The 24854-nt window shown below is 70.6% G+C and carries 20 protein-coding genes and 1 pseudogene; 12 read left to right on the forward strand and 9 right to left on the reverse strand.

Annotated features, from left to right (window positions below):
• The 7 genes and pseudogenes from ACMXGY_RS04580 to ACMXGY_RS04610 form a co-directional block, all read right to left on the reverse strand.
• On the reverse strand, positions 1-747 hold the full coding sequence (locus ACMXGY_RS04580) for a CoA transferase subunit A (protein WP_483775705.1): 747 nt from the start codon (positions 745-747) through the stop codon (positions 1-3).
• A complete protein-coding gene (locus tag ACMXGY_RS04585) occupies positions 744-1769 on the reverse strand; it encodes a fumarylacetoacetate hydrolase family protein (protein ID WP_483775706.1) in 1026 nt (341 codons plus the stop codon). The genes ACMXGY_RS04580 and ACMXGY_RS04585 overlap by 4 nt, the downstream gene beginning before the upstream one ends.
• Entirely contained in the window at positions 1766-2905 is a 1140-nt protein-coding gene (locus ACMXGY_RS04590; protein WP_483775707.1) for an FAD-dependent monooxygenase, read from the reverse strand. The genes ACMXGY_RS04585 and ACMXGY_RS04590 overlap by 4 nt, the downstream gene beginning before the upstream one ends.
• A gap of 43 nt (positions 2906-2948) precedes the next feature.
• Positions 2949-3971: a cyclase family protein gene (locus ACMXGY_RS04595; RefSeq protein WP_483775708.1), complete on the reverse strand. Its 1023-nt coding sequence runs from the start codon at positions 3969-3971 to the stop codon at positions 2949-2951.
• Positions 3968-5140, reverse strand: a complete 1173-nt coding sequence (locus tag ACMXGY_RS04600; RefSeq protein ID WP_483775709.1) for an alpha/beta hydrolase family protein — start codon at positions 5138-5140, stop codon at positions 3968-3970. Before ACMXGY_RS04600 ends, ACMXGY_RS04595 begins: the two co-directional genes overlap by 4 nt.
• Positions 5141-5148: 8 nt before the next feature.
• Positions 5149-6177 (reverse strand): VOC family protein, encoded by a 1029-nt coding sequence (locus ACMXGY_RS04605; protein WP_483776784.1) that lies wholly within the window; start codon positions 6175-6177, stop codon positions 5149-5151.
• Between the two features lie 282 nt (positions 6178-6459).
• Positions 6460-7194 (reverse strand): annotated as a pseudogene (locus ACMXGY_RS04610) (SDR family NAD(P)-dependent oxidoreductase); the annotation flags it as partial.
• Between the two features lie 47 nt (positions 7195-7241).
• On the opposite strand from ACMXGY_RS04610, the gene ACMXGY_RS04615 reads away from it, so the two are divergent.
• Complete coding sequence (locus ACMXGY_RS04615) at positions 7242-8222, forward strand: LysR family transcriptional regulator (RefSeq protein WP_483775710.1); 981 nt, start codon at positions 7242-7244, stop codon at positions 8220-8222.
• A gap of 16 nt (positions 8223-8238) precedes the next feature.
• Here the strand turns inward: ACMXGY_RS04615 and ACMXGY_RS04620 are convergent, their stop codons facing one another.
• Positions 8239-9030, reverse strand: coding sequence for an IclR family transcriptional regulator (locus tag ACMXGY_RS04620; RefSeq protein ID WP_483775711.1), 792 nt, complete (start codon positions 9028-9030; stop codon positions 8239-8241).
• A gap of 49 nt (positions 9031-9079) precedes the next feature.
• Between ACMXGY_RS04620 and ACMXGY_RS04625 the strand changes: the two genes are divergently transcribed.
• Genes ACMXGY_RS04625 through ACMXGY_RS04645 form a run of 5 tightly spaced genes read left to right on the forward strand, consistent with a single transcriptional unit; the run spans position 9080 to position 14294 of the window.
• Complete coding sequence (locus tag ACMXGY_RS04625) at positions 9080-10306, forward strand: FAD-dependent monooxygenase (RefSeq protein WP_483775712.1); 1227 nt, start codon at positions 9080-9082, stop codon at positions 10304-10306.
• Positions 10307-10327: 21 nt separating this feature from the next.
• Complete coding sequence (locus ACMXGY_RS04630; RefSeq protein ID WP_483775713.1) at positions 10328-11212, forward strand: fumarylacetoacetate hydrolase family protein; 885 nt, start codon at positions 10328-10330, stop codon at positions 11210-11212.
• On the forward strand, positions 11212-12594 hold the full coding sequence (locus tag ACMXGY_RS04635; protein WP_483775714.1) for an MFS transporter: 1383 nt from the start codon (positions 11212-11214) through the stop codon (positions 12592-12594). Before ACMXGY_RS04630 ends, ACMXGY_RS04635 begins: the two co-directional genes overlap by 1 nt.
• Positions 12591-13718, forward strand: a complete 1128-nt coding sequence (locus ACMXGY_RS04640; protein ID WP_483775715.1) for a cupin domain-containing protein — start codon at positions 12591-12593, stop codon at positions 13716-13718. The genes ACMXGY_RS04635 and ACMXGY_RS04640 overlap by 4 nt, the downstream gene beginning before the upstream one ends.
• 3 nt (positions 13719-13721) lie before the next feature.
• Complete coding sequence (locus ACMXGY_RS04645; RefSeq protein ID WP_483775716.1) at positions 13722-14294, forward strand: maleylpyruvate isomerase N-terminal domain-containing protein; 573 nt, start codon at positions 13722-13724, stop codon at positions 14292-14294.
• Here ACMXGY_RS04645 and ACMXGY_RS04650 read toward each other — a convergent pair.
• Positions 14286-15344 carry a LacI family DNA-binding transcriptional regulator gene (locus tag ACMXGY_RS04650; protein WP_483775717.1) on the reverse strand — a complete coding sequence of 353 codons (1059 nt, stop codon included), beginning with the start codon at positions 15342-15344 and terminating at the stop codon, positions 14286-14288. The two genes, ACMXGY_RS04645 and ACMXGY_RS04650, sit on opposite strands and share 9 nt — an antisense overlap.
• A 165-nt stretch (positions 15345-15509) precedes the next feature.
• On the opposite strand from ACMXGY_RS04650, the gene ACMXGY_RS04655 reads away from it, so the two are divergent.
• The 6 genes from ACMXGY_RS04655 to rhaI all read left to right on the forward strand — a co-directional run bounded on the left by ACMXGY_RS04655 (position 15510) and on the right by rhaI (position 24843).
• Entirely contained in the window at positions 15510-16856 is a 1347-nt protein-coding gene (locus tag ACMXGY_RS04655) for an ABC transporter substrate-binding protein (protein ID WP_483775718.1), read from the forward strand.
• A 104-nt stretch (positions 16857-16960) separates the two neighbouring features.
• Positions 16961-17845 (forward strand): carbohydrate ABC transporter permease, encoded by an 885-nt coding sequence (locus ACMXGY_RS04660; protein WP_483775719.1) that lies wholly within the window; start codon positions 16961-16963, stop codon positions 17843-17845.
• A 3-nt stretch (positions 17846-17848) separates the two neighbouring features.
• On the forward strand, positions 17849-18751 hold the full coding sequence (locus ACMXGY_RS04665) for a carbohydrate ABC transporter permease (protein WP_483775720.1): 903 nt from the start codon (positions 17849-17851) through the stop codon (positions 18749-18751).
• Complete coding sequence (locus ACMXGY_RS04670) at positions 18751-21405, forward strand: family 78 glycoside hydrolase catalytic domain (RefSeq protein WP_483775721.1); 2655 nt, start codon at positions 18751-18753, stop codon at positions 21403-21405. Before ACMXGY_RS04665 ends, ACMXGY_RS04670 begins: the two co-directional genes overlap by 1 nt.
• Position 21406: 1 nt before the next feature.
• Positions 21407-23662 carry a glycoside hydrolase family 3 C-terminal domain-containing protein gene (locus ACMXGY_RS04675; protein ID WP_483775722.1) on the forward strand — a complete coding sequence of 752 codons (2256 nt, stop codon included), beginning with the start codon at positions 21407-21409 and terminating at the stop codon, positions 23660-23662.
• A complete protein-coding gene (gene rhaI, locus ACMXGY_RS04680) occupies positions 23659-24843 on the forward strand; it encodes an L-rhamnose isomerase (protein ID WP_483775723.1) in 1185 nt (394 codons plus the stop codon). The genes ACMXGY_RS04675 and rhaI overlap by 4 nt, the downstream gene beginning before the upstream one ends.
• Positions 24844-24854: the final 11 nt, after the last annotated feature.

Here is a 24854-nt window from a genome sequence, read left to right on the forward strand (position 1 = left end):
TCAGGCACCTCCGTGGAGTGTGGGGACGGCAGCGCTCCGGGGCGTGCGTTCGCGTACGGTGCGCTTCTCGATCGGTCTGTCGTGGGTGGTCGTCACGACGGCGTTCACGAACACGCCGGGCGTCACGACGTCGTCCGGGTCGAGGTAGCCCTCGACCGTCGGATCGAGAAGGTGCTCGACGGATGCTGCCGTGAAAGGCGCGGCCGTCGCGACGACCGGGTTGAAGTTCCGCGCTGTGAGCCGGTATCGCAGGTTGCCGGCCGCGTCCGCCGTGTGTGCATGGACGAGCGCGAGGTCGGCACGGATCGCGCGTTCGAGGATGTACGTGCGGCCGTCGAACTCGGCGGTCGGCTTGCCGTCGGCGACGGCTGTGCCGACGCCCGTGGGAGTGTAGAAGGCGGGGATGCCTGCACCTCCCGCCCGGAGGCGCTCTGCGAGGGAGCCCTGTGGGACCAGCTCGACGTCGAGCTCGCCGGCGAGGAAGCGGCGGGCGAACAGCTTGTTCTCGCCCACGTACGAGGCGAGGACCCGGCTGACCTGGTCGTTCTCCAGCAGCACCCCGAGGCCCAGGCCGTCCACTCCCATGTTGTTGGAGACGATGGTGAGGTCGCGGACGCCGGAGGCACGGACGGCATCGATGAGGTCGTAGGGCACTCCGCAGAGGCCGAACCCGCCGACGGCGATGGTCATGCCGTCTCGGAGCACACCAGCGAGGGCCTGGTGTGCGTCACGCTCGAGCGTGGTCATCGCACCTCCTGCGGCGCGTGGGTCGCGGTGTCCGATGCTCGGTCGCGCCGTCGGTCTCGGGGGCGTGCGGGCGGTACGAGAGGAAGGTCGCTGAGGGAGGGTCCGGGAACGATCTGGTTCTCGACGGCGCCGATCCCTTCGACCTCGAGCCTGACGACGTCGCCGGGCACGAGCGGCGGCGGATCCTGGACGCCGGTCCGGCCCCAGAGCTCGGCGAGGCATCCCCCGTTGCCGCACGTCCCCGACGCCAGGACGTCGCCAGGCTGGACCCAGGTCCCGCGAGAGGCGTACGCGATCATCTCTTCGAAGGTCCAGGCGGCGTTCGACAGCAGGTCGCGGCCGACCGCTCGCCCTCCGATCGTCGCGTCGAGTCCGAGGGCGAGGTACCCGTCGGCGTCCCGGTAGTCCTCGAGCTCGTCGGCCGTGACGATCCACGGCCCGAGCGTGCTGGCGGAGTCCTTGCCCTTGGCGGGTCCGAGATTGACCTGCATCTCGCGGCCCTGGAGGTCTCGAGCGGACCAGTCGTTGAACACCGTGTACCCGAAGATGTGGTCGCGCGCCGCACGCGGGGAGAGGTTCGTTCCCGCGTGTGACACCACGACGGCGACCTCGAGCTCGAAGTCGAGCCGTGTGGAACCGGGCGGTACGGGGACGTCGTCGTGGGCACCGACCATCGAGTGCGGGTTGGTGAAGTAGAACGTCGGCGCGTCGTACCAGGCAGCGGGGACGGCACCGTCGTCGGACACGCTGCGCACGACTCCCTCGACATGCTCCTCGAACGCGACGAAGTCCCGTACCGACGGTGGCTGCAGCGGCGGGAGGAGACGGACGTCGGCGATCGGCACGAGCGCGGAGCTGGCGCGTGCCCACGACGCCGCCTCGACGGCGGCGGGCAGGCCCGCTCCCGCGACGTCGAGCACCGTGGTCCCCGGCCGCAGATCGTGCAGCCGTTCCTCGCCCGGCGCTCCGACGACGAGCGCGTGATGCTCCGCGCCCGCAAGCTCGTACCGTGCGAACCTCATGCCGGATCCGTGACGAGAGTCGAGATGCGTCGCATGAGGCCAGGGACGTCGGCCTCGATCGGCGGGGTGTGGTCGAGCATCCACCGAGCGACCTGGACCGACGCCTCGACGACCGTCGAGGCGCGAGGCCGGCGCCGGTCCGCGTAGGACGAGAGGAGCGACTCGTCGAAGGCGTCCGCGGCGACGAGGAGCTCCGCGAGGACGAGCGCATCCTCGAACCCCTGCGCGGCGCCCTGGGCGATCGTCGGCGGGCAGGAGTGTGCGGCATCGCCGACGAGGACCACGCGCCCGCGGTGCCAGGCCCCCGGTACGACGTGGTGCTCGAAGCGCGCGTAGTTGATGAAGGTGTCCGGAGAGAGGCTGTCCCGGATCTCGTCCCAGGCGCCGTGGTACGACGACGCGAGATCGCGGAAGACGTCGATCTGGTCGGCGTGGTTCAGTCCCGACCGGTCCTGCACGTCCTCGACGAGGTAGGCGTACATCGTGTCCGCACCGGTGGGGCAGTAGCCGGCGATGTAGCACCGCCCGCCGTAGGTGAGGTCGGTGCGCTCGACCGCGGCCGGGCGAGGCACGTGCACGCGCCAGATCCCCATCCCGGCGCTGGTCGGTTCGACGTCGATGCCGAGCTCACGTCGAGTCCACGAGTGGATGCCGTCGGCGCCGACGACGAGGTCGTATCGTCCGCTCGATCCGTCGGCGAACGCGGCGTCGACTCCCGAGGCGTCCTGGCTGAGGGTCGTCGGGACGGTGCCGTACCGGATCTTGACCCCGGCCTCCGCGGCGCGGTCCAGCAGGACGCGTGCCAGGACAGGTCGGGGCATCCCGAGGGTGGCCGGGAGGTCGGGCCCGCCGGTGCGCACGTCGGGGATCTCGGCCACGAGGGTCGCCGCGGGGTCGGGCAGGCGGATGCCGAGGGAGTCGAAGGGGTAGCCGGCCGAAAGGACGTCGTCCCACACGCCCAGCTCTCGCAGGATCCGTAGGGCGTTGCCCTGCAGGGTGATGCCGGACCCGACGTCGGGCACGTCGGGGCGCTCCTCGACGAGCTCGACGGCCACACCCTCTCGGGCGAGCAGGATGGCCGTTGCCGTGCCGGCGGCGCCACCGCCGACGATCAGGACGGAACGTACTGCAGGCATCGTTGCCTCACTTCCGGGTGGTTCGATGGAGAGGATCAGCGGTTCACTTCAGGGCGACGGGGTTCAGGGGCGAACCGACGGCACCGGTGATCGGCAGGGGTGGTGCGACGAGCAGGAACTCGTAGATCTCGTCGTCGGAGCAGTCTGCGCCGAGCTCCTCGAGCGCCCACATCTCGCCGAGGAACAGGCCGAGATGGGGGATGACAACCTGGTGGAACGGCTGGAACGCGTCCTCGAACTCGTTGGGCCTGACCTCGACGCCCCAGGTGTCCGTGGCCACGGCTGCCACGTCGCGCTCCCGGAGCCAGTCGATGGTCGTGAAGGACAGCCCCGGGGCAGGCCCGCCCGCGTACGCGCCCCACCCTTCGCGGCGGGTCCGTCCGTAGTGCCCGGTTCGGACGACCAGGAAGTCGCCGGGACCGACCTGGGACGTCGAGCCCTGCACGGCGATCGTGGCGTCGAGGTGTTCGGGCAGGATCGCGAAGCCGTCCGGCAGCTCACCGCCGGCCGCTGAGCCCAGGTGCCGCCCGACGTCGAGCAGGACCCCGCGCCCGGCGAAGTCTGCCGCGACGGTCTCCATGCCGGTGACGGAGTCGCCCGCCGAGGTGACCACCTCGCTCGCGCGACGGCCGTTCCAAGCGCGGCCGTGGTCGAAGATGTGCCCGAGCCCGTCCCACTGGGTGGAGCACTGCAGCGGCATGGCCACGACGTCGTCGGCGCCGCCGATGCCGTGCGGGAGACCCTGGTCGCCGAGCTCCGCCTCGACCCCCGTGTCGAGCATCGTGTGGACCGGGTTGGTGCGCCGGCGCCAGCCCTTCTGCGGCCCGTCCATGTCGAAGCGCTGCGCCAGCGAGAAGCTCGCCCCCCGCCGCACGAGGGCAGCGGCACGACGGCGGTGCTCGTCCGTCACGAGGTTGAGCGTCCCCTTGACGTCGTCCTCGCCCCACCGGCCCCAGTTCGAGCAGCGGGCCGCGGTTGCGGCGACCGCGCCCGCGGGGTCGGACCGGTCGATCGTCGGAGGCTTGTGGGTCGTGACCGTGCCGCCCACCTCCCGGGCGGTGCTCATCGTGTCCTCCCGCCGAGCCGGTCGGCGACCCAGTCGGCGATGACGTCCGTCGCGACCGACCCGTTGTCCACGCTCGAGTGCGCGGTGCCCCCGGTGCGGTCGGTGAAGACGACGAGCTCGCGGTCCGGCGACGACGTGAGCTGGTCGTAGGTGCGGTGGGCGTACTCGAGCGGGATCTGCCGGTCGTGCTCGCCGTGGGTGACGAGGAACGGCACCTGGACCCGGTCGAGGACGCCGTCGAGGTGGACGTTCTCCGCGATCTGGAAGAACTCGTCGAGGTCCTTCGCGCCCCACACCCACTGGACGTGCTCCCAGTAGTGGGGGACGGGTCGTTCGCCCTCACGGGCACGCCGTGCCTTCTGGACCGCGCGCCAGTCGTGGTTGGCACCCCAGGCGACGCCGAGGGCGAAGCGCGGCTCGAACGCGACCGCTCGGGGTGCGTAGTAGCCGCCCAGGGAGACACCCAGGAGACCGACCCGTTCGGCGTCCACGTCGTCACGGCCCGCCACTGCCTCGTAGACCACGGACGCCCACTTCTCGGCCTCCGCGATGGCGTGCAGTCCCTGCAGGCGCAGCGCCTCCCCGGTTCCCGGTTGGTCCAGGCACAGGCTGGAGATGCCGCGGGCGGCGAGCTTCGCGGCCGGCCCCGTGCGGTAGAGCATCTCCTTGGTGCTGTCGAGGCCGTTCACCTGCACGAGCAGCGGACTCGGCCCCTGGAGCCTGGTTCCGTCCGGACCCAGCGCGTGGGTGAGGATGCCCGCGAGGTGCGTACCTGCGTAGGCGATCTCCACCCGCTCGGCGTTCTCGCGCGCCAGGTGCGCGCCGCGGTCGAACGTGTCGCGGAACTTGGCGTACAACGCGGCGCGCGGTGCGTGGTTGGCGGCCTGCATCCGCTCCGCGGTGAGGAAGTAGGTCGCGGCGCGCGAGAGCTTCTCACCGGCGGACAGGAGGTGCCCGGCGGCCTCGTCCTCGTCAGCGAGCTCGACGAGCGTGTCGCCCTTGGCTTCCCACGCGGCCTTGAGCTCGACGGTGCCCGCGTCCTCGCCGCGTGTGGCAGCCTCGAGCAGGGGCCGACAGATGGTGTCGATCTCGCCGATCTGGCCGCCCATCTGGAGGGCGAGGTTCACGGAGAGGTTCCAGACGTAGTTTCCGGGAAAGTACTGGAACACGAGGCGCCTCAGCCCTGGCCGTGGCGGGCGTAGGGGTTGACGAGCGCGTCCTCGGTCCCGGGCAGCACGCCCTCCTCGGTGGCCGAGGGCTTGCCCGGGTCGGGCGGGAAGCACTCCGTCATCGACATCGGCATCGCGGAGTTGCGGTAGATGCTGTTCGAGCCGAGCGAGGGCCGCCAGGTGTTGGCCTGCCAGTCGGGGACGTAGTTGCGGTAGCCGCCGGTGTTCAGCTCGATGCGCATGCCGCCGGGCTCGCGGAAATACAGGAAGGACTGCTCTCCGATGCCGTGGATGGACGGCCCGTACTCGATGTGGGCGCCGTTCTCCATGAGCACGTCGGCGGCGACGAGAAGCTCCTGGACGGAGTCGGTCCAGAACGCGATGTGGTTCACGCGACCGCCACGGTCCGAGGAGTCGAGCACGACGCCGAGGTCGTGCGACTTCTCGTTGGTCGTGAGCACGCTGAAGACCGTGATCTCCGCGTGGTCGAGCTCGGTGAACGCCATCACGCGGAAGCCGAGGACCTCGCTGTACCAGGCGGCGAAGCCCTTGACGTCGCTCGCGGCGATCGTCACATGGTCGAGGAACCGCGGGGCGGCGGCGTGCGAGCTGCGGCGCTCGGGGCGGTCCGGGAACACGGACGCGAGCTCGGCGGGCGCCGAGTGCTGCGGCACGTCCCAGTACAGCTCCATCGTGTGGCCGAACGGGCCGGTGAACTGGAACGACCGTCCGTGGCCCTGTCGCTTGTCGTGCCAGGTACCCTCGACGCCCTTCGCCAGCACGAGGGCGCCGGCCTCCTCGAGCGCGTCGGCGCTCGTCGTCCGCCAGGCCATGTTCACCAGCGCGGGCTCGGCACCGGGGGAGACGATGAGGCTGTAGGGGTAGTAGTCGCCCCAGCACCGGAGGTAGGTGGTCCCGTCGTCGTCGCGGGCGACGGGCCGCAGCCCGAACTGCTTCTCGAAGAAGGCTGCGGTCGCGTCCACGTCGGGGGAGGCGATCTCCAGGTGGGCCAGGTGTGCCAGGTGCGTGCTCGTCATCGAACGTCGTCCTCTCGGGTCGGTCATCACCGGTCCGCGCGGCGCTCGTCGCACCTGAGGAGTTGCGCTACGCCGCGCGGCCTGGCACCACTCTGGGTCCCCGTGACTCATCAGGGAAGACGATGTTGTCGATGTGCGGTATCGACGCGATCGATACGACCAAGGAGACTGCGTACCGGGCGCCGGAAGGGCGTCTGCGATCGACCGCACGCCGCCGTGCGCCGTCAGGCCTCCGTCGACGGGGATCTCCGCGCCGGTGACGAACGAGGCGGCGTCGCTCACCAGGAAGGCGACGACGTGGGCGACCTCGTCGACGGTGCCGGTGCGGCCCAGTGGCGTCTCCGCGACGTTGGCGGCGCGGAACGACGCAGGTGCGGCGGCGGTCATCGGGGTCTCGACGTAGCCGGGGTGGACGGCGTTCACGCGGATCCCGCGTGTGCCGAGCTCGAGGCAGGCGACCTTCGTCAGGCCGCGGAGCGCCCACTTGCTCGTCGTGTAGGCGAGGGGGACGTGCGCCGTGAGCGCGACGACCGAACCGACGTTGACGATCGACCCGCCCGCGCCCATGAGGGGCACGCAGTGCTGGATGCCCAGCAGGGGACCGACGACGTTGACCCGGTGGACCCGCTCCAGGTCGACGGGGTCCAGGTCTTCGAGCCGGGCGCGCCAGGTGACCGCGGCGTTGTTGACCAGCCCGTCGACGCGCCCGTGCGTCTCGCGGAGGTCCATGGCCAGCGCGGCCCACGCGGCGGCGTCGGTCACGTCCAGGCGGTGGAACGCGGCGCCGCCCAGGTCCTCCTCGGGCCGGTCCGTGACGTCGACGGCGACCACGTGCGCGCCGCGTCGGGACAGGAGGCGTGCCTCGGCCGCCCCTTGCCCTCGGCCTGCGCCGGTGACGACGACGACCCGTCCGCCCAGGTCACCGAAATCGGGGCGCGCGCTCGGCGCGGGGGAGAAGACAGGGTCGGGGTCCGGGCCGGCACCGAGGTCGGTGACGGCTCCGTCGTCGAGGCTCATCCCGACACTGTCCGGTCCGAGCGCCGGGGGGAAGGCATGATGTGCCTATGGTGCCCATCGACCGCATGGATGCGGATCGGTCGAACCCGTCGTCGCGCCATCCCGTGTCCTCGACGCGACTGACGAACCTCGACCTCAACCTCCTCGTCGCGCTGGACGCGCTGCTCCAGAACCGCAGCGTGACCCGGGCCGCAGCGCAGATGGGACTCAGCCAGCCCGCGCTCTCCGCCTCTCTGGCGCGGCTCCGGCGGCACTTCGACGACCCGTTGCTGAGCCGACGCGGGAACGAGTACGTCCTCACGCCGCTCGCGCAGCAGCTCCGGGAACGGACACGCACGGTGCTCGCGGGCGTCGAGCGGGTGTTCGCCGCCGAGCCGGTCTTCGACCCGGCCTCCTCGACACGGCAGCTCACGATCGTCGCGAGCGACTACAGCGTCGCGATCCTCGGAGCGCCGCTCACCGCGCTGCTCGAGCGGGAGGCTCCGGGCATGAGGGTGCACTTCTCCGCGAACACGCCGAGCATCATCGACGACGCGGAGCACGCCCTCGTCGGCGTCGACCTCATCCTCCTGCCGCACGGGTTCGTGATCGACCTCCCGCACAGCGACCTCCACGACGACCGGTGGGTGTGCGTGGTCGCCGCGTCGAACACCGACGTGGGCGACGAGCTGACTCGCGATCAGCTCACCGAGCTCCCGTGGGTGATGACGTTCCACAGCCCGACGGCGTCGACACCCGCTGCCCGTCGTCTGCGGATGGCCGGCGTCGAGCCGCGGGTCGAGGTGGTCACCGAGCACTTCCTCACCGTGCCTGCCCTCGTCGCGGGGAGCGGCCGGATCGCGGTGCTCCAGGAGCGGCTCGCGCGCCGGCTCTCCCCAGAGGCCGGTGTGCGCACCGTGGCCTCGCCTGTCGACCTGGGGTCCCTCGTCGAGGCCATGTGGTGGCACCCGGTCAACACGAACGACCCCGAGCACGAGTTCTTGCGCGACGTGCTTCGGCGCGCGGCGCGCACGCTGGACCACCCCTAGCGAGACTGCACAGACGTCAGGTCAGCTCCACGTCGGCGAGGTCTCGCTCGATCTGTGCGCGCGAGTCCAGCAGCAGCGGCAGCAACGTCGACGGCAGCCGTTCCGCGAACCGGTCCGCCCGGGTGGAGAGGGTCACGGCGCCCACGGGTGTACCCCAACGGTCGTGGACGGCCGTCCCGACCGCTGCGACCCCACGTTCCGTCTCTTCGACGTTGACGGCGTAACCGTGAGCACGGGCCCTCTTCGCGTCGCCGAGCAGCTTCGCCATGGCGGCCTCGGTGAGGGTTGCTGCAGGCCCCGCCGTGTAGATCTCTCGGATCTGGTCGTCGGTGAGCTCGGCCAGGAGCGCCTTGCCCCCCGATGCCTCGTGCGCGGGCATGACGACGCCGTCACGGTCGTGTGTCGCCTCGACGGTTCGGGCCCGGACCGTGACGAGGAAGCGGACGTTCGTGCCCACGCGGATCATGAGGTTCGCCGACTCTCGACTGCGCCGCGACAGAACCTCGAGATGGGGCTGGCACAGCCGCCGGAAGTCGCGCGTCCACTCCAGGCGCGCCGGCCCCGCGTCCATGGAGGGCCCCGGTAGGTAGACGTGAGCCTCGTTCTGCACGGCGAAGCCGCGGAACACCAGGGTCTGCAGCAGACGGTGAGCGCTGGACCGCGAGACGCCGAGCTGCTGGGCGGCGTCCGCGACGCGCAGCGCGCCGTAGTCCCGCAAGAGCTGGAGCAGCCGCAAGCCACGGTCCAGGGACTCCACGGCGGTCGACGGGCGCTCCGGCAGCGGCGGGTGGGTTCGAAGATTCCTCACAGCGGAACATTCTCGCGCACACGTCACGGTCACGCTTACGGTCCCCGGCATGGTTCACGACGTGGTGGTCCCGACAGAGACGTCCCTGGTGGTCGGCGGAGGCATCGGAGGCCTCGCCGCCGCCCTCGCCCTCAGACGCAGCGGCCAGGCGGTCACCGTGGTCGAGCAGGCGCCCGCCTTCGGCGAGATCGGCGCGGGGTTGCAGCTCGGCCCGAACGCCACCCGCATCCTTGCCGACTGGGGCTTGCTCGACGAGGTCCGCGCGGTCGGCGTCGAGCCCCGCCGTCTCGTCCTGCGGGACGCGATCACCGGCGACGAGCTCGCGGCCCTCGACCTCACGGGCAGCTTCCGAGACCGGTACGCCTCGCCGTACGTGGTCATCCACCGCACCGACCTGCACGCCATCCTGCTGCGTGCCTGTCAGGACGCCGGGGTGGACCTGGAGACCTCGACGCGTATCGCCGAGGTCACCCAGGACGAGGGGGGCACGCTGGCGCGCACCGACGACGGCCGGACCTTCGGCGCGGACGTGACCTTCGGCGCGGACGGTCTGCACTCCGTGCTGCGGCAGGACATCGTCGGCGACGAGGTGGTCCCCTCGGGCTTCGTCGCCTACCGGGGAACCGTGCCCGTCGAAGACGTACCCGACGCCCGTGCGCTCGACGACGTGGTGTGCTGGGTCGCGCCCGGGGCACACGTGGTCCAGTACCGGCTCAGGGGCGGCAGCGTTCTCAACGTCGTCGCGACGTTCCGCTCGCCGGGCTTCGACCGTGGCGAGCCCGACTACGGCACGCCCGAGGAGCTGGAAGAGGTCTTCTCCGCGTGCGATCCGCGCGTGCGCGAGGCCGTGTCCCACGTGGGGCGCCAGCGTCGCTGGCCCCTGTTCGACCGCGAGCCCGCGGACCGATGGGGGGCAGGTCGAATCGTGCTGACCGGCGATGCCGCGCACCCGATGCTGCAGTACCTGGCGCAGGGCTGCTGCCAGGCGCTGGAGGACGCCCGCACGATCGAGGAGCTCCTGGCCGAGCAGACGCTCGGTGCCACCGACTGGCCACAGGTCCTCGAGCGCTTCACGCAGGCGAGGATCCCGCGGACCGCCGAGGTCCAGCGGCGCGCCCGGTTCTTCGGCGAGGTCTGTCATGCCGACGGCGCGGCCCGGGTGCTGCGCAACGCCCTGCTCGAGCACGCGGACGACCTCAGCGAGTACACCGACTGGCTCTATGCGGGCACCGCCGCCGAGCGCCTCGCACCGACCCGACCCCTGACGCTCGCCTGAGCCCGATCGACGGAGATCACCATGAGACTCGCAGTGCTGGACAACACCATCCCGGTCATCATCATCGGCGACGACGCCGTGGACGTCAGCGACGTCGTCGGCCCGCAGCAGGGGCTCGCCGGACCATGGGGAGCATTCCTGGAGGCCGGGCGCGGGGTGGACGAGCTCGCGGCCCTCGACCTGAGGGCGTTCCCTCTCGCCTCTCTGGATCTCGGGCGTCTGTCTGCGCCGCTGCGCCGGCCCCGCAAGATCGTGGCTGCGCCGGTCAACTACCTCGACCACAAGGTGGAGATGGCCGAGCAGAAGTCCATCGCGGACTACGGCGTCTTCCTCAAGGCCGGGACGTCGGTCGTCGGGCCGGGCCAGGACGTCCAGCTGCCGTATCACGACAAGCGCACCGACCAGGAGGGGGAGCTCGCCCTGGTCATCGGACGCACGGCCCGGCACGTCTCGACGGACGACGCCCTGGACCACGTCTTCGCGTACACGTGCGGGCTCGACATCAGCCTTCGCTCGACCGAGGACCGTTCCACCCGCAAGTCGTTCGACACCTTCACGCCGCTCGGCCCCTGGCTCGTGACCGCCGACGAGATATCCGACCCCGACGACCTCGCCCTGCGGTGCTGGGTCTCCGGTGAGCTGCGGCAGAGGACGAGCACGGCCGAGCTGCTCTTCTCGGTGCCGCAGCTCATCTCCTACGCCTCGTCGGTGATGACCCTGGAGCCCGGAGACGTCGTCCTGACGGGGACGCCGGCGGGCGTCGGCCCGCTCGCCGACGGCGATCGCGTTCGGGTGGAGATCGACTCGGTCGGTTCGCTCGAGGTCGGCGTGACGGCTCGGCACGCCGTCGCGTACGACGCCCGCCCCCAGGGGCGGATCGGCTCACTGGCGGGGGAGGGCCGCTGATGAGCCTCACGCAACGCGTGCAGTCCGCGCCGATGAGCCGGACGCAGTATGCGGTCGTCGCTCTGTGCGTCGCGATGAACATGCTCGACGGCTTCGACGTGCTGGCCCTGGCCTTCAGCAGCTCGGCCATCGCGGACGAGTGGCAGCTCTCGGGAGGGCAGCTGGGCGTGCTGCTGAGCAGCGCGCTGCTGGGCATGGCGATCGGCTCGGCCCTGGTCTCCCAGGTCGCCGACGTGATCGGACGTCGCACCACCGTCCTGGCGTGCGGCGCCGTGATCACCCTGGGGATGGCTCTGTCTGCGGCCGCCACCGGCTACGAGATGCTCCTGGCCGTGCGCGTACTGACCGGACTCGCGATCGGCACGCTGCAGGCGTGCCTCAACGTGCTCGTCTCGGAGTACGCCTCCGCACGCCACCGGCCCACGGCGATCAGCTTCTACACGGCCGGCCAGCCGATCGGCGGGACCCTGGGGGGCATCCTCGCCGGCGTCCTGCTCGCCACCCTCGGCTGGCGCTCGGTCTTCGCCTTCGGCGCCGTGGCGACCGGGGTGCTGATGCTCGTGGTCTGTCGTGTGCTGCCCGAGTCGATCGACTACCTCACCAGTCGTCGACCTCCCCGAGCCCTCGAACGCCTCAACGCGATCCTCGCTCGCATCGGCCACCCACCCGTGACAGAGCTGCCCGCACCGGCGGAGGCCCGTACGACGAGGGCACGCTGGAGCGCCGTCCTGATGGGCCGGGCCGGCCTGGTCACGCTGGCCCTGGGTCTCGCCTTCTTCATGCTCATGGCGGGCTTCTACTTCGCGAACTCGTGGACGCCGCAGCTGATCGTCCTGAACGGCTTCCTGCCGGCAGACGGGGTCCAGGCAGGGGTCATGTTCAGCCTGGGCGGTATCGCCGGGTCGCTGATCTTCGGCCCTGTCGCATCACGCCTCGGTGTCCGGCCGACGCTGGTAGCGGCCTTCGTCCTCGCCGGCGCAGCCTTCGCCGGCTATGCGTCGTCGATGGGATCGCTCGCCGTGGCCTTCGCTCTTGCCGCCGCGCTCGGGGCGATGACCAGCGCCGCGATGGCCGGCATGTTCTCCGTCGGGCCGATGTCCTACGACGCCGCCACCCGGGCGACCGGGGTCGGGCTGATCATCGGGCTCGGCCGGGTCGGTGCGATCGTGTCGCCGATCGTCGCCGGTCGTCTGCTCGACACCGGCTGGGACCCGGGCCAGCTCTACTACCTGTTCGTCATCCCCATGCTCGTGGGCGCAGCCGCGATCGCACTGCTGCGCCGCGTTCCGCTTGCCACCCCTGACACCACCGTGGCCAGCCCCGCTCCGACGGGACAGGCCGTCGGGACCGTGACGTCGACTACTTCAGGAGGTCAGCCATGAGCACGCAGTCCGAGACTCTTCCCGAGGCCCACGACGGCCAGCCCGAACCAGGCCCCGAGCTCGACCGTCTGTATGCGGACTTCGAGCGCAACAGCATGGCGCCGCTGTGGACCCAGACCAACGACCTCATGCCGATGGTCCCCAAGCCGGCGGCGGTGCCGTTCGTGTGGCGGTGGAGCGAGCTGGTCGACATCGCCCGCCGAGCCGGCGATCTCGTGCCGGTCGGGCGTGGCGGTGAGCGCCGCGCCATCGGGCTGGCCAACCCGGGACTCGCCCCCACCGCGTACGCCACCCCCACGTTGTGGTGCGCCATCCAGTGGCTGGGACCGTTCGAGACCGCGCCCGAGCATCGACACGCACAGAACGCGTTCCGGTTCGTCGTGGAGGGGGAGGGCGTCTGGACCGTCGTCAACGGGGACCCCGTCCGCATGAGCCGAGGAGACCTGCTGCTGACGCCGGGGTGGAACTTCCACGGGCACCACAACGACACCGACCAGCCCATGGCGTGGATCGACGGCCTCGACGTCCCCTTCGTCCACGACGTCGACTTCGGCTTCTTCGAGTACGGCTCGGAGCGCGTCACCGACGAGGCATCCCCGCCGTTCTCGCGTTCCGAGCGGCTCTGGGCCCACCCGGGGCTCACGCCCCTATCCTCCCCGGGCCCGCAGGTCTCCACGCCGATCGCCGCCTACCGGTGGGAGCACACCGACGCCGCGCTGCGCGAGCAGCTCGCACTCGAGGACGAGGGCCACCCCGCCACGGTCGAGCAGGGGCACGCGGCGATCAAGTACACCAACCCCACCACGGGGGGCGATGTCCTGCCGACGATGCGCTGCGAGTTCCACCGCCTGCGGCCCGGTGCCCGTTCGGCCGCCCGTCGCGAGGTCGGTTCGTCCGTCTGGCAGGTCTTCGAGGGCTCGGGGGCGGTCGTGCTCGACGGGGAGGAGCGCGAGCTGCACAAGGGCGATCTGTTCGTCGTGCCCTCGTGGGCCGAGTGGTCGCTCAAGGCGCGCGAGGAGTTCGACCTCTTCCGGTTCTCTGACGCACCCATCGTCGAGCGGCTGCAGTTCCAGCGGACCCATCTCACCGAGTCGGGCCGCCTGCTGCCGGGCAGCCGAGGCTGAGCGATGGTCGCACGTACCGACCTCGTCACCGACCCCGGCATCAGATCCGATCTCCTGCTGGCGCGGCGCGGCACCGCCTACTTCTCCCGCAAGCTCAACGAGCTCTCCGACGCCGACCTGTATTGCCCGTCTCGCGTGCCCGGCTGGAGCAGAGCGCACGTCGTCGCGCACGTGGGCTACCACGCCCGGGAGCTGGCCGGTGCCATCGAGCTCGCACGCACCGGCGCGCGCTCGGATCCGGAGGTGGCGTACGGACCCGACACGGTGGACTTCGGCGCCACGCTGCCACCCAGCGCGCTGCGCAACCTGCACGCACACGCCGTAGTTCATCTGAACGTCGAGTGGCGAGACCTTCCGTCCGAACGCTGGGAGCTGGTGGTCGCGGTCCCGGAGTCCGGCGACGAGAAGGTGTCGCGCACCCCGTGGCTGCGAGCACGGGAGGTGTGGCTGGCAGCGGTCGACCTCGACAACGGAGCTCGGCGGGAGGACCTGCCGGCGCGGGTCCGAGAACGTCTCCCGCTCATCGCGCGAGGTGGTGGCTCCGAGGGCATGCGGCCCGGGACGGGCTCAGGCTGAGCCGACGACCTTCGTGGTCCAGGCCGGGCTCGTGCTCGCGCGCACGACGAGCGTGGGCTCGAGCACCACGCCGCGGTGCTGGTGCTCGGTGCGCCCGCGCGCTTCCTCGAGCACGAGCTCGGTCCCGACCCGACCCATCTCTTCGCCCGGCTGGGCGACGGTCGTAATGGGGATCGGGCTGTCCCACGCGGCCTGGTTGTTGTCGTAGCCCACGACGGCGACGTCGCCCGGCACGGAGACGTCGGCGTTCGTGAGCGCCTGGACGATGCCGGCGGCGAGGAGGTCGGTCGCCGCGAACACGCCGTCGACGAGGCCTGACCGCACGTCGGCGACGAGAGCGCTGCCGACCTCCCACCCGTCAGCGCGGTTCACGCCGGACGGGTTGATCGTGCGCACGCCCTCGACGTCGCGCTCGCGCGCCGCGCGCTCGAACCCCCGGGCGCGGTCCCGGACGGGCTCCAGCGTCGCCGGCCCGCCGACGAAGACCAGTCGGCGGCGACCCGTGTCGGCCAGGTGGTTCGTGGCGATCCAGCCACCGAGCTCGTTGTCGACCGACACGCTGCACGAGCGCGCGGGCGGAACGGCGAGGTTGAGCATCACCGTGGGTGCCGAGCGGGGGGTCTCCCCGGCGACGGCCGCGTAGTGCTCCCCGTCGTTCAGCGTGAGGAGGATCCCCGCGGCGCGGGCCTGGGTGAAGGTCCGCAGGTACCGGGACTCCCGCTCGAGCCGTGTGTCGCTGTTGGCGATCATGAGCGTGTGGTCGGCGGCCTCCGCCGCGCCCTCGGCCCCGCGCGCGACGTCGACGAACAGGGAGTTGCTCAGGTCGGGGAGGACGATCCCGATCGTCCGGCTCGATCCGGCGGCGAGCGACCGGGCGTTGCCGTCCGGCACGTAGTCGAGCATGGCCATGGCCCGGACGACCTTGTCGGCCGTCGCCGCGGACACGCGGCTCGGGTGGTTGAGCACGTTTGACACCGTGCCGAGGGACACGCCGGCCAGCGCGGCCACGTCCCCGATCGACGGGCGCGCCCGGTTCTTCTCGCCGTTCATCTGGTGGTGAACCTCCTCGTCGCTGCCCTGGCAGCATAGCCGCAATTGATCCGCTTCATCCGCCGTCCGAATACCCCCACGTCGCAAGGGTGCGTGTCCAAACCTTGACTCCCAGGGGCGCATCGCTGCTTGCCAGACGGAGCGTCCGCACTCTAGCCTCACCGCTTGAAGCGCTTCAAAGGCGTGGCGGACAACTTCGAGGAGGAAGTGATGATCACTCAGGGACAGCGGCGCGCGGCGCTGCTCACGGCATCGACGCTGTCGATCGCGCTGATCGCGGCGGCATGCTCGTCCGGCGACGGCGGCGAACAGGGCGGCGAGTCCAGCGGGAAGTTCGAGTACCTCTCGCTGGCGGAGAACACGGCGGTCCAGGACACGCTGACCGCGCTGAGCGAGGACCAGTGCGCCGCGCCGGAGGAGACGGCCGCACTGTCCGTCACGACGCAGCCGCAGGCAAGCTTCGACCAGCAGCTCCAGCTGCTGGCAGGGCAGGACGCGCTGCCCACGCTCTTCGCGACCGGCAACTCGCCCCAGGTCATCAAGGACGTCCACGACGCCGGTCAGCTCGTCGACATCGACGCCGAGCTCGAGGCGATGGGCAAGTCCGACGCGATCATCCCGGCGGCACGCTCGACGATCGAGGCGCTGTACGACGGCGAGGTGTACGTCCTGCCGTCCGAGTTCAACGTCGAGGGCATCTGGTACAACACGGCCCTGTTCGAGGAGAACGGGGTCAACATCCCCACGACGTGGGACGAGCTCGTCACCGCGACGGAGCAGTTCGCGGCGGCCGGCGTCACCCCGATGGCGGCTGCCGGCAAGGACGGCTGGCCCCTGACGCGCCTCGTCGGCAACTACATCTACCGCACGGTGGGCCCCGACGCGCTGCAGAAGGTCGCCGACGGTGAGGCGGAGCTCACCGACCCGGAGTACGTCGAGGGTGCGGCCAAGGTCGCCGAGCTCGGAGCGGCCGGCGCCTTCGGTCCCTCCGTGGGGTCGATCGACTACACCACCGCGATGAACGAGTTCCTCACCGGCAAGGCCGCGATGTACTACATGGGCAGCTGGGCGCTGGCGAACTTCAACGACTCGGCCCAGAACATGGTGGGGGCGGACAACATCGGCTTCGTCCCGTTCCCGAACGTCGATGGGGGCGCGGGCGACTCGACGCAGCTCGCCGCCAACATCGGTGTGCCGCTCGCGATGTCGAAGAACGCGTACGACGACGGCGCGAAGGAGTGGCTCGGCTGCATCGCGGACGGCTTCGGCACCCAGTCCCTCGGTGAGCAGGGCGTCATCACCGGCTTCGCGGCGGACGAGTCCGTCGAGGTGGAGCCGCTCACCGGCACCGTGCAGGACCAGATCGCCGCGGCGGACACGACCGTCCTGTGGTTCGAGGCCCTGTTCAACCCGAAGGCCACGACGACCGCGACGGCCAACGCACAGCTCCTCGTGACCGGGCAGATGACCCCCGAGGACTTCATGGCGGCCGTCCAGGCCGACCTCGGCTGATCCCTCAGCGGGGCGTGCGCCGGACGATCCGGCCACGCCCCGCAGTGCCCTTCACCACCCGGGGTCCCTCGACGATGCGGATCCCTTGAGACGGAGAGAACTCCATGCGTCACGTACTCGGTGATCGGCGTGCGATCGCCCTGCTCCTCGGGCCCGCGCTCGTCCTGTACACCCTGATCCTGCTCGTGCCGGTTGTCTGGTCGCTCGGCTACACGTTCTTCGAGGGCAACGCGATCAGCGGGTTCACCTTCGTCGGTACCGAGAACTTCACGCGGCTGGCCACCGACCCCGCCGTGCGTGACGCGCTGTGGTTCACCGTCCGGTTCGCGCTCGTCCTGACCGTCGTGCAGGTCGCCGTCGGGTACCTGCTCTCCCTGCTGTACGTCTTCGTCCTGCGACGGTCCTCAGGCATCGTGCGAACGCTGGTCTTCTTCCCGGTCGTGCTGCCGACGGTCGCGGTGGCGCTGATGTTCCAGCAGCTCTTCGAGTCCGCCCCGCGCACCGGACCGGTGAACGCCCTGCTGGAGGCAGTCGGCATCGGCGCCGTCGACTGGTTCGCCAGCGGCTCGAGCGCCTTCTGGGTGATCATCCTCATGGAGGCGTGGCGTTCGATGGGGTTCTACGCCGTGCTGCTCTACGCCGGCCTCGTGGACATCCCCGAGGAGACGCTCGAGTCCGCGCGTCTCGACGGCGCGTCGGGCTTCCGTCTCGTGCGGCACATCGTGCTCCCGCTCTCGCTGCCGGTGCTGCTCTCGTCGGTGATCTTCTCGATCAACGGCACGCTCAAGGTCTTCGACTCCGTCCTCGCGCTGACCAACGGAGGGCCAGGCAGCCAGACGACGCCGCTGACGCTGTACATGTACCAGACCTCGTTCAGCTACGGCGAGTACGGGTACGGCAGCTCGCTCGCGCTGCTGCTGACGATGCTGTGCCTCGTCGTGACCCTCTTCATCTTCCGCTCGAGCCGCCGCGACCTGACGAAGGCCTGAACCATGACCACCACCCTCGCTCCCACCACCGCCCCGTCCGCGCCGACGCGTGCGCCGCGGCGCCGTCGGCCCGCACGACGCGTCTGGCACTCCGTCTGGACCGGCCTCGTCACCGCTCTCGTGCTCGTGATCGTTGTCTACCCGTTGGTGTGGCTCGTCCTCGGCTCGCTGAAGTCGCAGCCGGAGTTCCTCAACAACCCGACGTTCGCCCTGCCCGAGAACTGGGCGAACCTCGACAACTACGTGACGGCGATCACCGACGGCAACCTCGGCACGTACGCGCGCAACAGCATCGTCGCCGTGATCCCTTCTCTCGCCCTGACGATCCTGCTCGGCGTCGCCGCCGGCTTCGCCCTCGAGGTCATGGTGTGGAAGGGGCGCTCGACCACGCTCCTGCTGTTCCTGGCCGGGATCATGATCCCTGGCCAGATGATCCTGCTGCCGCTGTTCACCATCTACTTCGAGATCGGGCTCACGGGCTCGCTCTGGCCGCTCATCATCACCTACACCACGATCGGCCTTCCCCTCACGGTGTTCATGATGGCGACCTTCTTCCGCAGCGTGCCGCGCGAGATCTTCGAGGCTGCGACCCTCGACGGTGCGAACGTGCTGCGGATGTTCTTCTCGGTCGGCCTGCCGCTCGTGCGCAACGCGATCTTCACCGTGGCGCTCGTGCAGTTCTTCTTCATCTGGAACGACCTGCTCATCGCACTCACCTTCACCAACCGTGACGAGCTGCGCACCATCCAGGTCGGCCTCCTCAACTTCCGCGGCCAGTTCGGCCAGGTCGACTACGGCCCGACCTTCGCGGCGATCTGCCTCAACGTGTTCGGCACCCTGGCGATCTACCTGTTCCTCAACCAGCGGGTCATGAAGGGCCTCACCGCGGGATCGGTGAAGGGCTGATGGGCACGACCGTCGTCGACCTGCGTGCCGAGCACCGTGGTGACGCGCTGGGGATCGGGGAGCTCGCCCCGCGCCTGAGCTGGCGCCTCGAGGGGTGTGCACCCGGCGTCGAGCAGAGCGGGTACGAGATCGACGTCGAGCGAGACACGCGCGACCGCGCAGCGGTCCGCGTGGACTCGGCGGACGTCGCCCTGGTGCTCTGGCCGACGGAGGCGCTGGAGCCGCGCGAACGAGCGACGGTCCGGGTTCGTGCGACTCTCACCGACGGCAGCACGACCGCGTGGTCCGACCCCCTGACGATCGAGGCCGGGATCGGCACGCAGGACTGGGTCGAGCACTTCGTCTCGCCGTCGGTCTCGGCGCCGAGCGGCGAGGCTCGACCGGGTTGGCTCCTGCGCGCCACCTTCAGCGTCCCGGCCACGGCGGACCGTGTGCGCGCCTACGTCACCGCGCACGGGGTCTACGACCTCGAGGTGAACGGCAGCCGTGCGAGCGACGCCGAGCTCGCGCCCGGGTGGAGCAGCTACGCGCACAGGCTGCGCTACCAGACCCTCGATCTCGGCGGGGTCACCTCGACGGGGGAGAACGTCCTCGGCGTCTGGCTCGCCGACGGGTGGTACCGCGGCCGGATCGGGTTCAACGGCGGCCTGTGGGACGTCTACGGGGCGGACGTCGCCGTCCTGGCGCAGCTCGAGGTCCGGCACGTCGACGGCACCCTGGAACGCGTCCCGGTGGAATGGCGGACGGCGCCCGCGCCCGTCGTCGCGGCGGGGCTCTACGAGGGCGAGACGTACGACGCGCGGCTGGAGCAGCCGGGATGGTCCCGCGTGGGCTTCGACGACAGCGCCTGGGACGTCCCGGTCGTCCTGCCGCGCTCGGTCTTCACCCACATCGTCGAGGCGCCGCCCGGGCCCTCGGTCGAGGTCGTCGAGTCGCTTCGCCCGGTCTCGGTGGAGCACCGCGCCGACGGACGCGTGAGGCTCGACTTCGGCCAGAACATCTCCGGGAAGGTGCGGTTCAGCACGACGGCACCGCGCGGTCACGTCCTGCGCGTGCACCACGCCGAGGTCCTCGAGGACGACGAGCTGGCCACGCGCCCGCTGCGCTCCGCGACCTCCGTCGACGAGTACGTCTTCGCCGGGAACGGCACGGAGACCTGGACGCCACGCTTCACCGTGCACGGCTTCCGGTACGTCGAGATCGAGGGCTGGCCCGAGGGCCAGAGCCTCGAGACGGTCAAGGCTCTCGTCGTGCACTCGCCGATGCGCCGGACCGGGTGGTTCCAGTCGTCGCACGAGCTGCTCGACCGGTTCCACGAGAACGTCGTGTGGAGCATGCGCGACAACTTCGTCGACCTGCCCACCGACTGCCCGCAGCGCGACGAGCGGCTCGGCTGGACGGGCGACATCCAGGTGTTCGCTCCTGCGGCCTCGTTCCTGTACGACAGCACGGGCGTGCTCCTGAGCTGGCTGCGAGACGTCAAGGCAGAGCAGTCCGCGCAGGGGACGATGCGCAACTTCCACCCGTGGCTGGAGTGCGGGTTCCCGGCCGACCCCGCCGCAGCATGGGGCGACGCCGCCGTCATCGTCCCCTGGACGCTGTACGAGCGCACCGGGGACGAGCAGATCCTGCGTGACCATGCCGGGAGCATGGCGGCCTGGGTCGACCAGGTCGACAGGGCCACCGGTGGCACGGGCTTGTGGGACACGAGCTTCCAGCTCGGAGACTGGCTCGACCCCGCCGCACCGCCGGACAAGCCGGGGGAGTCCAAGACCGACCCTCACCTCGTGGCAACCGCGTACCACGCCCGCAGCGCGCACCTGCTCGCCCGGACGTTCGAGGTGCTGGGAGACCGCGAGAAGACGCAGCACTACGCCGCCGTCGCGGCCCAGGCACGACTGGCGTTCCAGACGACCTTCGTCTCCCCGTCCGGACGGGTCGTCAGCGACACCGTCACGGCCCTGTCCGTCGCGATCTGCTTCGACCTGCTCGCTGACGCAGCGCAGATCCAGGTAGCGGGTCAGCGCCTGGCCGAGCTCGTCCGCGAGAGCGACCACGTGATCAGCACCGGGTTCGTCGGTACACCGCTCGTGTGCGACGCGTTGGCGCGGACCGGGTCGGTCGACACCGCGTACCACCTCCTGCTCCAGACGCGGTGCCCGTCGTGGCTCTACCCCGTCACCATGGGGGCCACGACCGTGTGGGAGCGGTGGGACAGCATGCTGCCGGACGGCAGCGTCAATCCCGGTGAGATGACGTCGTTCAACCACTACGCGCTCGGTGCGGTCGTCGACTACCTGCACCGCGTCGTCGCCGGGCTGGCACCGTCGGCTCCCGGGTACCGCTCGGTCGAGTTCGCTCCGCGTCCCGGTGGTGGCCTGACGCACGCGTCGGCTGCGCATCTCTCGCCCCAGGGCTTCGTCCGCAGCAGCTGGCGCCGCGACGGCGACGTCTTCCGCCTGTCGGTCGAGCTGCCACCGGGTACCCGTGGGACGGTCCGCCTGCCAGACGGGAGCCCGGTGATCGAGGTCGGCCCCGGCGTCTGGGAATACGAGTGCCGGTGGAGCGCCGCTGACGAGGACCCGCCCCGGCCGCGCCTGTGGAACATCCACAACCCCGACGACCGCGCACTGATGGAAGCGGGAGCGGCCTGACATGTCCACCTCGACCCTCCGTGACCAGCTCTTCGAGGCGACCCAGCTCCTCGTCGGTGCCGACATGGCGAGCACGCGCAGCACCGCGGACGTGCCGCGCCTGGTCATGTCCGACGGACCCAGCGGGTTGGCGATGAACCTGCCTGACTTCACAGGCAAGGTCCCCGCCACGAGCTTTCCCTGCCCGTCGGCGCTGGCTGCCACCTGGGACACCGAGCTCCTCGAGGAGGTCGGTGCCGCAGTCGGCGCCGAAGCGCGGGCCGCGGGGGCCGACATCCTTCTCGGGCCCTCGGTGAACATCAAGCGCTCGCCGCTGGGTGGTCGCAACTTCGAGTACTACGCCGAGGACCCCTTCCTCGCCGGCAGGGTAGGCGCCGCGTTCGTCCGCGGCGTGCAGGGCGAGGGCGTCGGCGCCTGCGTCAAGCACTTCGCGGTCAACAGCCAGGAGACCGACCGCATGCGTGTCAGCGCGGAGGTCAGCGAGCGGGCGCTGCGCGAGATCTACCTCCCGGCGTTCGAGCACATCGTGCGCACCGCGCGGCCGGCGATGGTCATGGCGTCCTACAACCGGATCAACGGGCAGTACGCGGCGCAGAACCCGCACCTTCTGACGCAGGTCCTTCGCGAGGAGTGGGGCTTCACCGGCGTCGTGGTCTCCGACTGGGGCGCCGTGGACGACCCTGTCCTCGCGGTCGCGGCGGGGCTGGACATCCAGATGCCCGGACCTGCTGACTCCGCACGGGAAGCGATCCTCGACGCCGTCGATTCCGGCAAGCTCGAGGCGAGCACGGTCTTCCGGGCGGCCGAGCGGGTCACGAAGACGGCTCGTGCATGGTCGGGACTGCCCGCTCGTGCGGTCGACCGTGACGCGCACGAGGATCTCGCGCGACGGGTGGCGGAGCGGTCGGTGGTCCTCCTGCGCAACGAGGATCAGGTGCTGCCCCTTCCCGGGACGGGGACTCTCCTCGTGCTCGGGGAGCTGGCTCGCGCTCCTCGTCGCGAGGGCGGCGGCAGCGCACACGTCGGTGGTGAGTCCTCCGGCGAGACACCGCTGGATGCCCTGCGTGCCTCCTGGAGCGGTGAGGTCCGGTTCGACGCGGCGTACGACGACGACGGCTCGACGTTGCGCGACCTCGAGAACTCCCTCGCGCAGGTGAGCGACGCCGACGCGGTGGTCGTGTTCGCCGGCCCACCGGCGGGGACGGATTCCGAGGGCTACGACAGAGCTTCGATCGCGCTGCCGCAGGCGCAGGTGCGACTGATCGAAGAGGTGGGCCGCACCGGTCGTCCCACGGTCGTCGTCCTGAACGCCGGGGGTGTCGTCCAGACCTCCCCCTGGGAGGCGAACGTCGCCGCGGTCCTGCACACCTGGCTGCCGGGCGGGCACGGCGCGGGCGCGATCGCCGACATCCTTGTCGGGGAGGTGAACCCGGCCGGCAAGCTGACCGAGACGATCCCGCTGGCGATCGAGGACAGCCCCGCCTGGCCCGGGTTCCCCGCGACGGACGGCCGAGCCCTGCACGCCGAGGGCGTGCTGGTCGGATACCGCTGGTACGACCGAGCGGGAAAGGATGTGGCCTACCCCTTCGGCCACGGCCTGAGCTACACGACCTTCGAGTACTCGGCCCTCGAGATGAGCACCTCGAGCGACACGAGCGACGCGGCCGGCGACGGCCCGGTTCACCTGAGCTTCCTCCTGACCAACTCCGGAGAGCGAGCCGGGACGGAGATCTGGCAGGCCTACCTCGAGCGGTCTGGTTCGGGCCAGCACGCTGCGGTGCGAGTGCTCGTCGGCTTCGGTGCCGTGACCGTCGAGCCGGGAACATCGCAGCTCGTCCGGTTCACCGTGGACGCGCCGAGCTTTCGGACCTGGAGCGTAGACACCAACGGCTGGGTCACCCCCGGAGGCGACTGCTCGATCACCGTCGGCTCGTCGTCCCGCGACCTGCGCTGCGCCGTGGAGGTCTCGCGCCGCGCCGACAACCCCCTCGTGCCGCTCACCCAGGGTTCGACACTGCGCGAATGGGTCCAGCACGACGTCTACGGACCACTGCTGCTGGACCAGATCGCCGAGGTCGATCCGAGCGGACGCACCACGGGCTTCATCACCGACACCACCGTGCTGACCATGATCGGCGACATGCCGGTCCACCGGCTGTTCGGCGACGCCGGGAACGCGCTGAGCGCCGAGCTGCTGGAACGTGTCCGTCGGACAGCAGACCGTCGCGAGCAGACTTCTGAAAGGGACGACCGATGACCATCACCCCCCGCACGCAGTCGGCACAGGCCGCGCTGCGCGAGCAGACGATCGAGCTTCCCTCGTGGGCCTTCGGCAACTCCGGCACCCGCTTCAAGGTGTTCACCACGCCCGGCACCCCGCGCGACCCGTACGAGAAGATCGCGGACGCCGCTCAGGTGCACCGGTACACCGGCATCGCGCCGCGCGTGTCGCTGCACATCCCGTGGGACCTCGTGGACGACTACGCCGACCTGTCACAGCACGCAGCCGACCAGGGCGTGGTCATCGGCATGATCAACTCCAACCTGTTCCAGGACGACGACTACAAGCTCGGCTCCCTGACGCACCCTGATCCTGTGGTGCGCAAGAAGGCGGTGGACCACCACCTGCAGTGCATCGAGGTGATGGCGGCCACCGGCTCACGTGAGCTCAAGCTGTGGCTGCCGGACGGCATCAACTACCCGGGCCAGGACTCGCTGCGCGCTCGTCAGGACCGCCTCGCCGAGTCGCTGGCCGAGATCTACGCCGAGCTCACCGCCGCGCACCCGGAGAACGTGCTCGTGCTGGAGTACAAGTTCTTCGAGCCGGCGTTCTACGCCACGGACATCCCGGACTGGGGCACGTCGCTGCTGCACTGCCTCGCGCTGGGAGACCGGGCCAAGGTCGTCCTGGACACCGGCCACCACGCGCCGGGCACCAACATCGAGTTCATCGTCATGCAGCTGCTGCGGCAGGGGCGCCTGGGCGCGTTCGACTTCAACTCACGCTTCTACGCCGATGACGACCTCATGGCCGGCGCGGCCGACCCGTTCCAACTCTTCCGGATCATGCACGAGATCTTCCAGTCCGGAGCGCTCGCCCCTGACTCCGGCGTGAACTTCATGCTCGATCAGTGCCACAACGTCGAGGCGAAGATCCCGGGGCAGATCCGCTCCGTGATGAACGTCCAAGAAGCGACCGCCAAGGCGCTGCTGGTCGACGCCGAGGCGCTCCGCGCCGCCCAGGTCTCCGGTGACGTCCTTGCTGCGAACGGCGTCCTCATGGACGCCTACAACACCGACGTCCGGCCCCTGCTCGCAGAGCTGCGCGCCGAGCAGGGCCTGGCGCCCGACCCGATGACGGCGTTCGCTGCCTCGGGCTACACCCAGACCATCGTCGCCGAGCGCGTCGGCGGCGTACAGGCCGGATGGGGCGCCTGACGCCCCTCGCC

The organism is Cellulosimicrobium sp. G4 BAM 1002 (assembly GCF_057126935.1).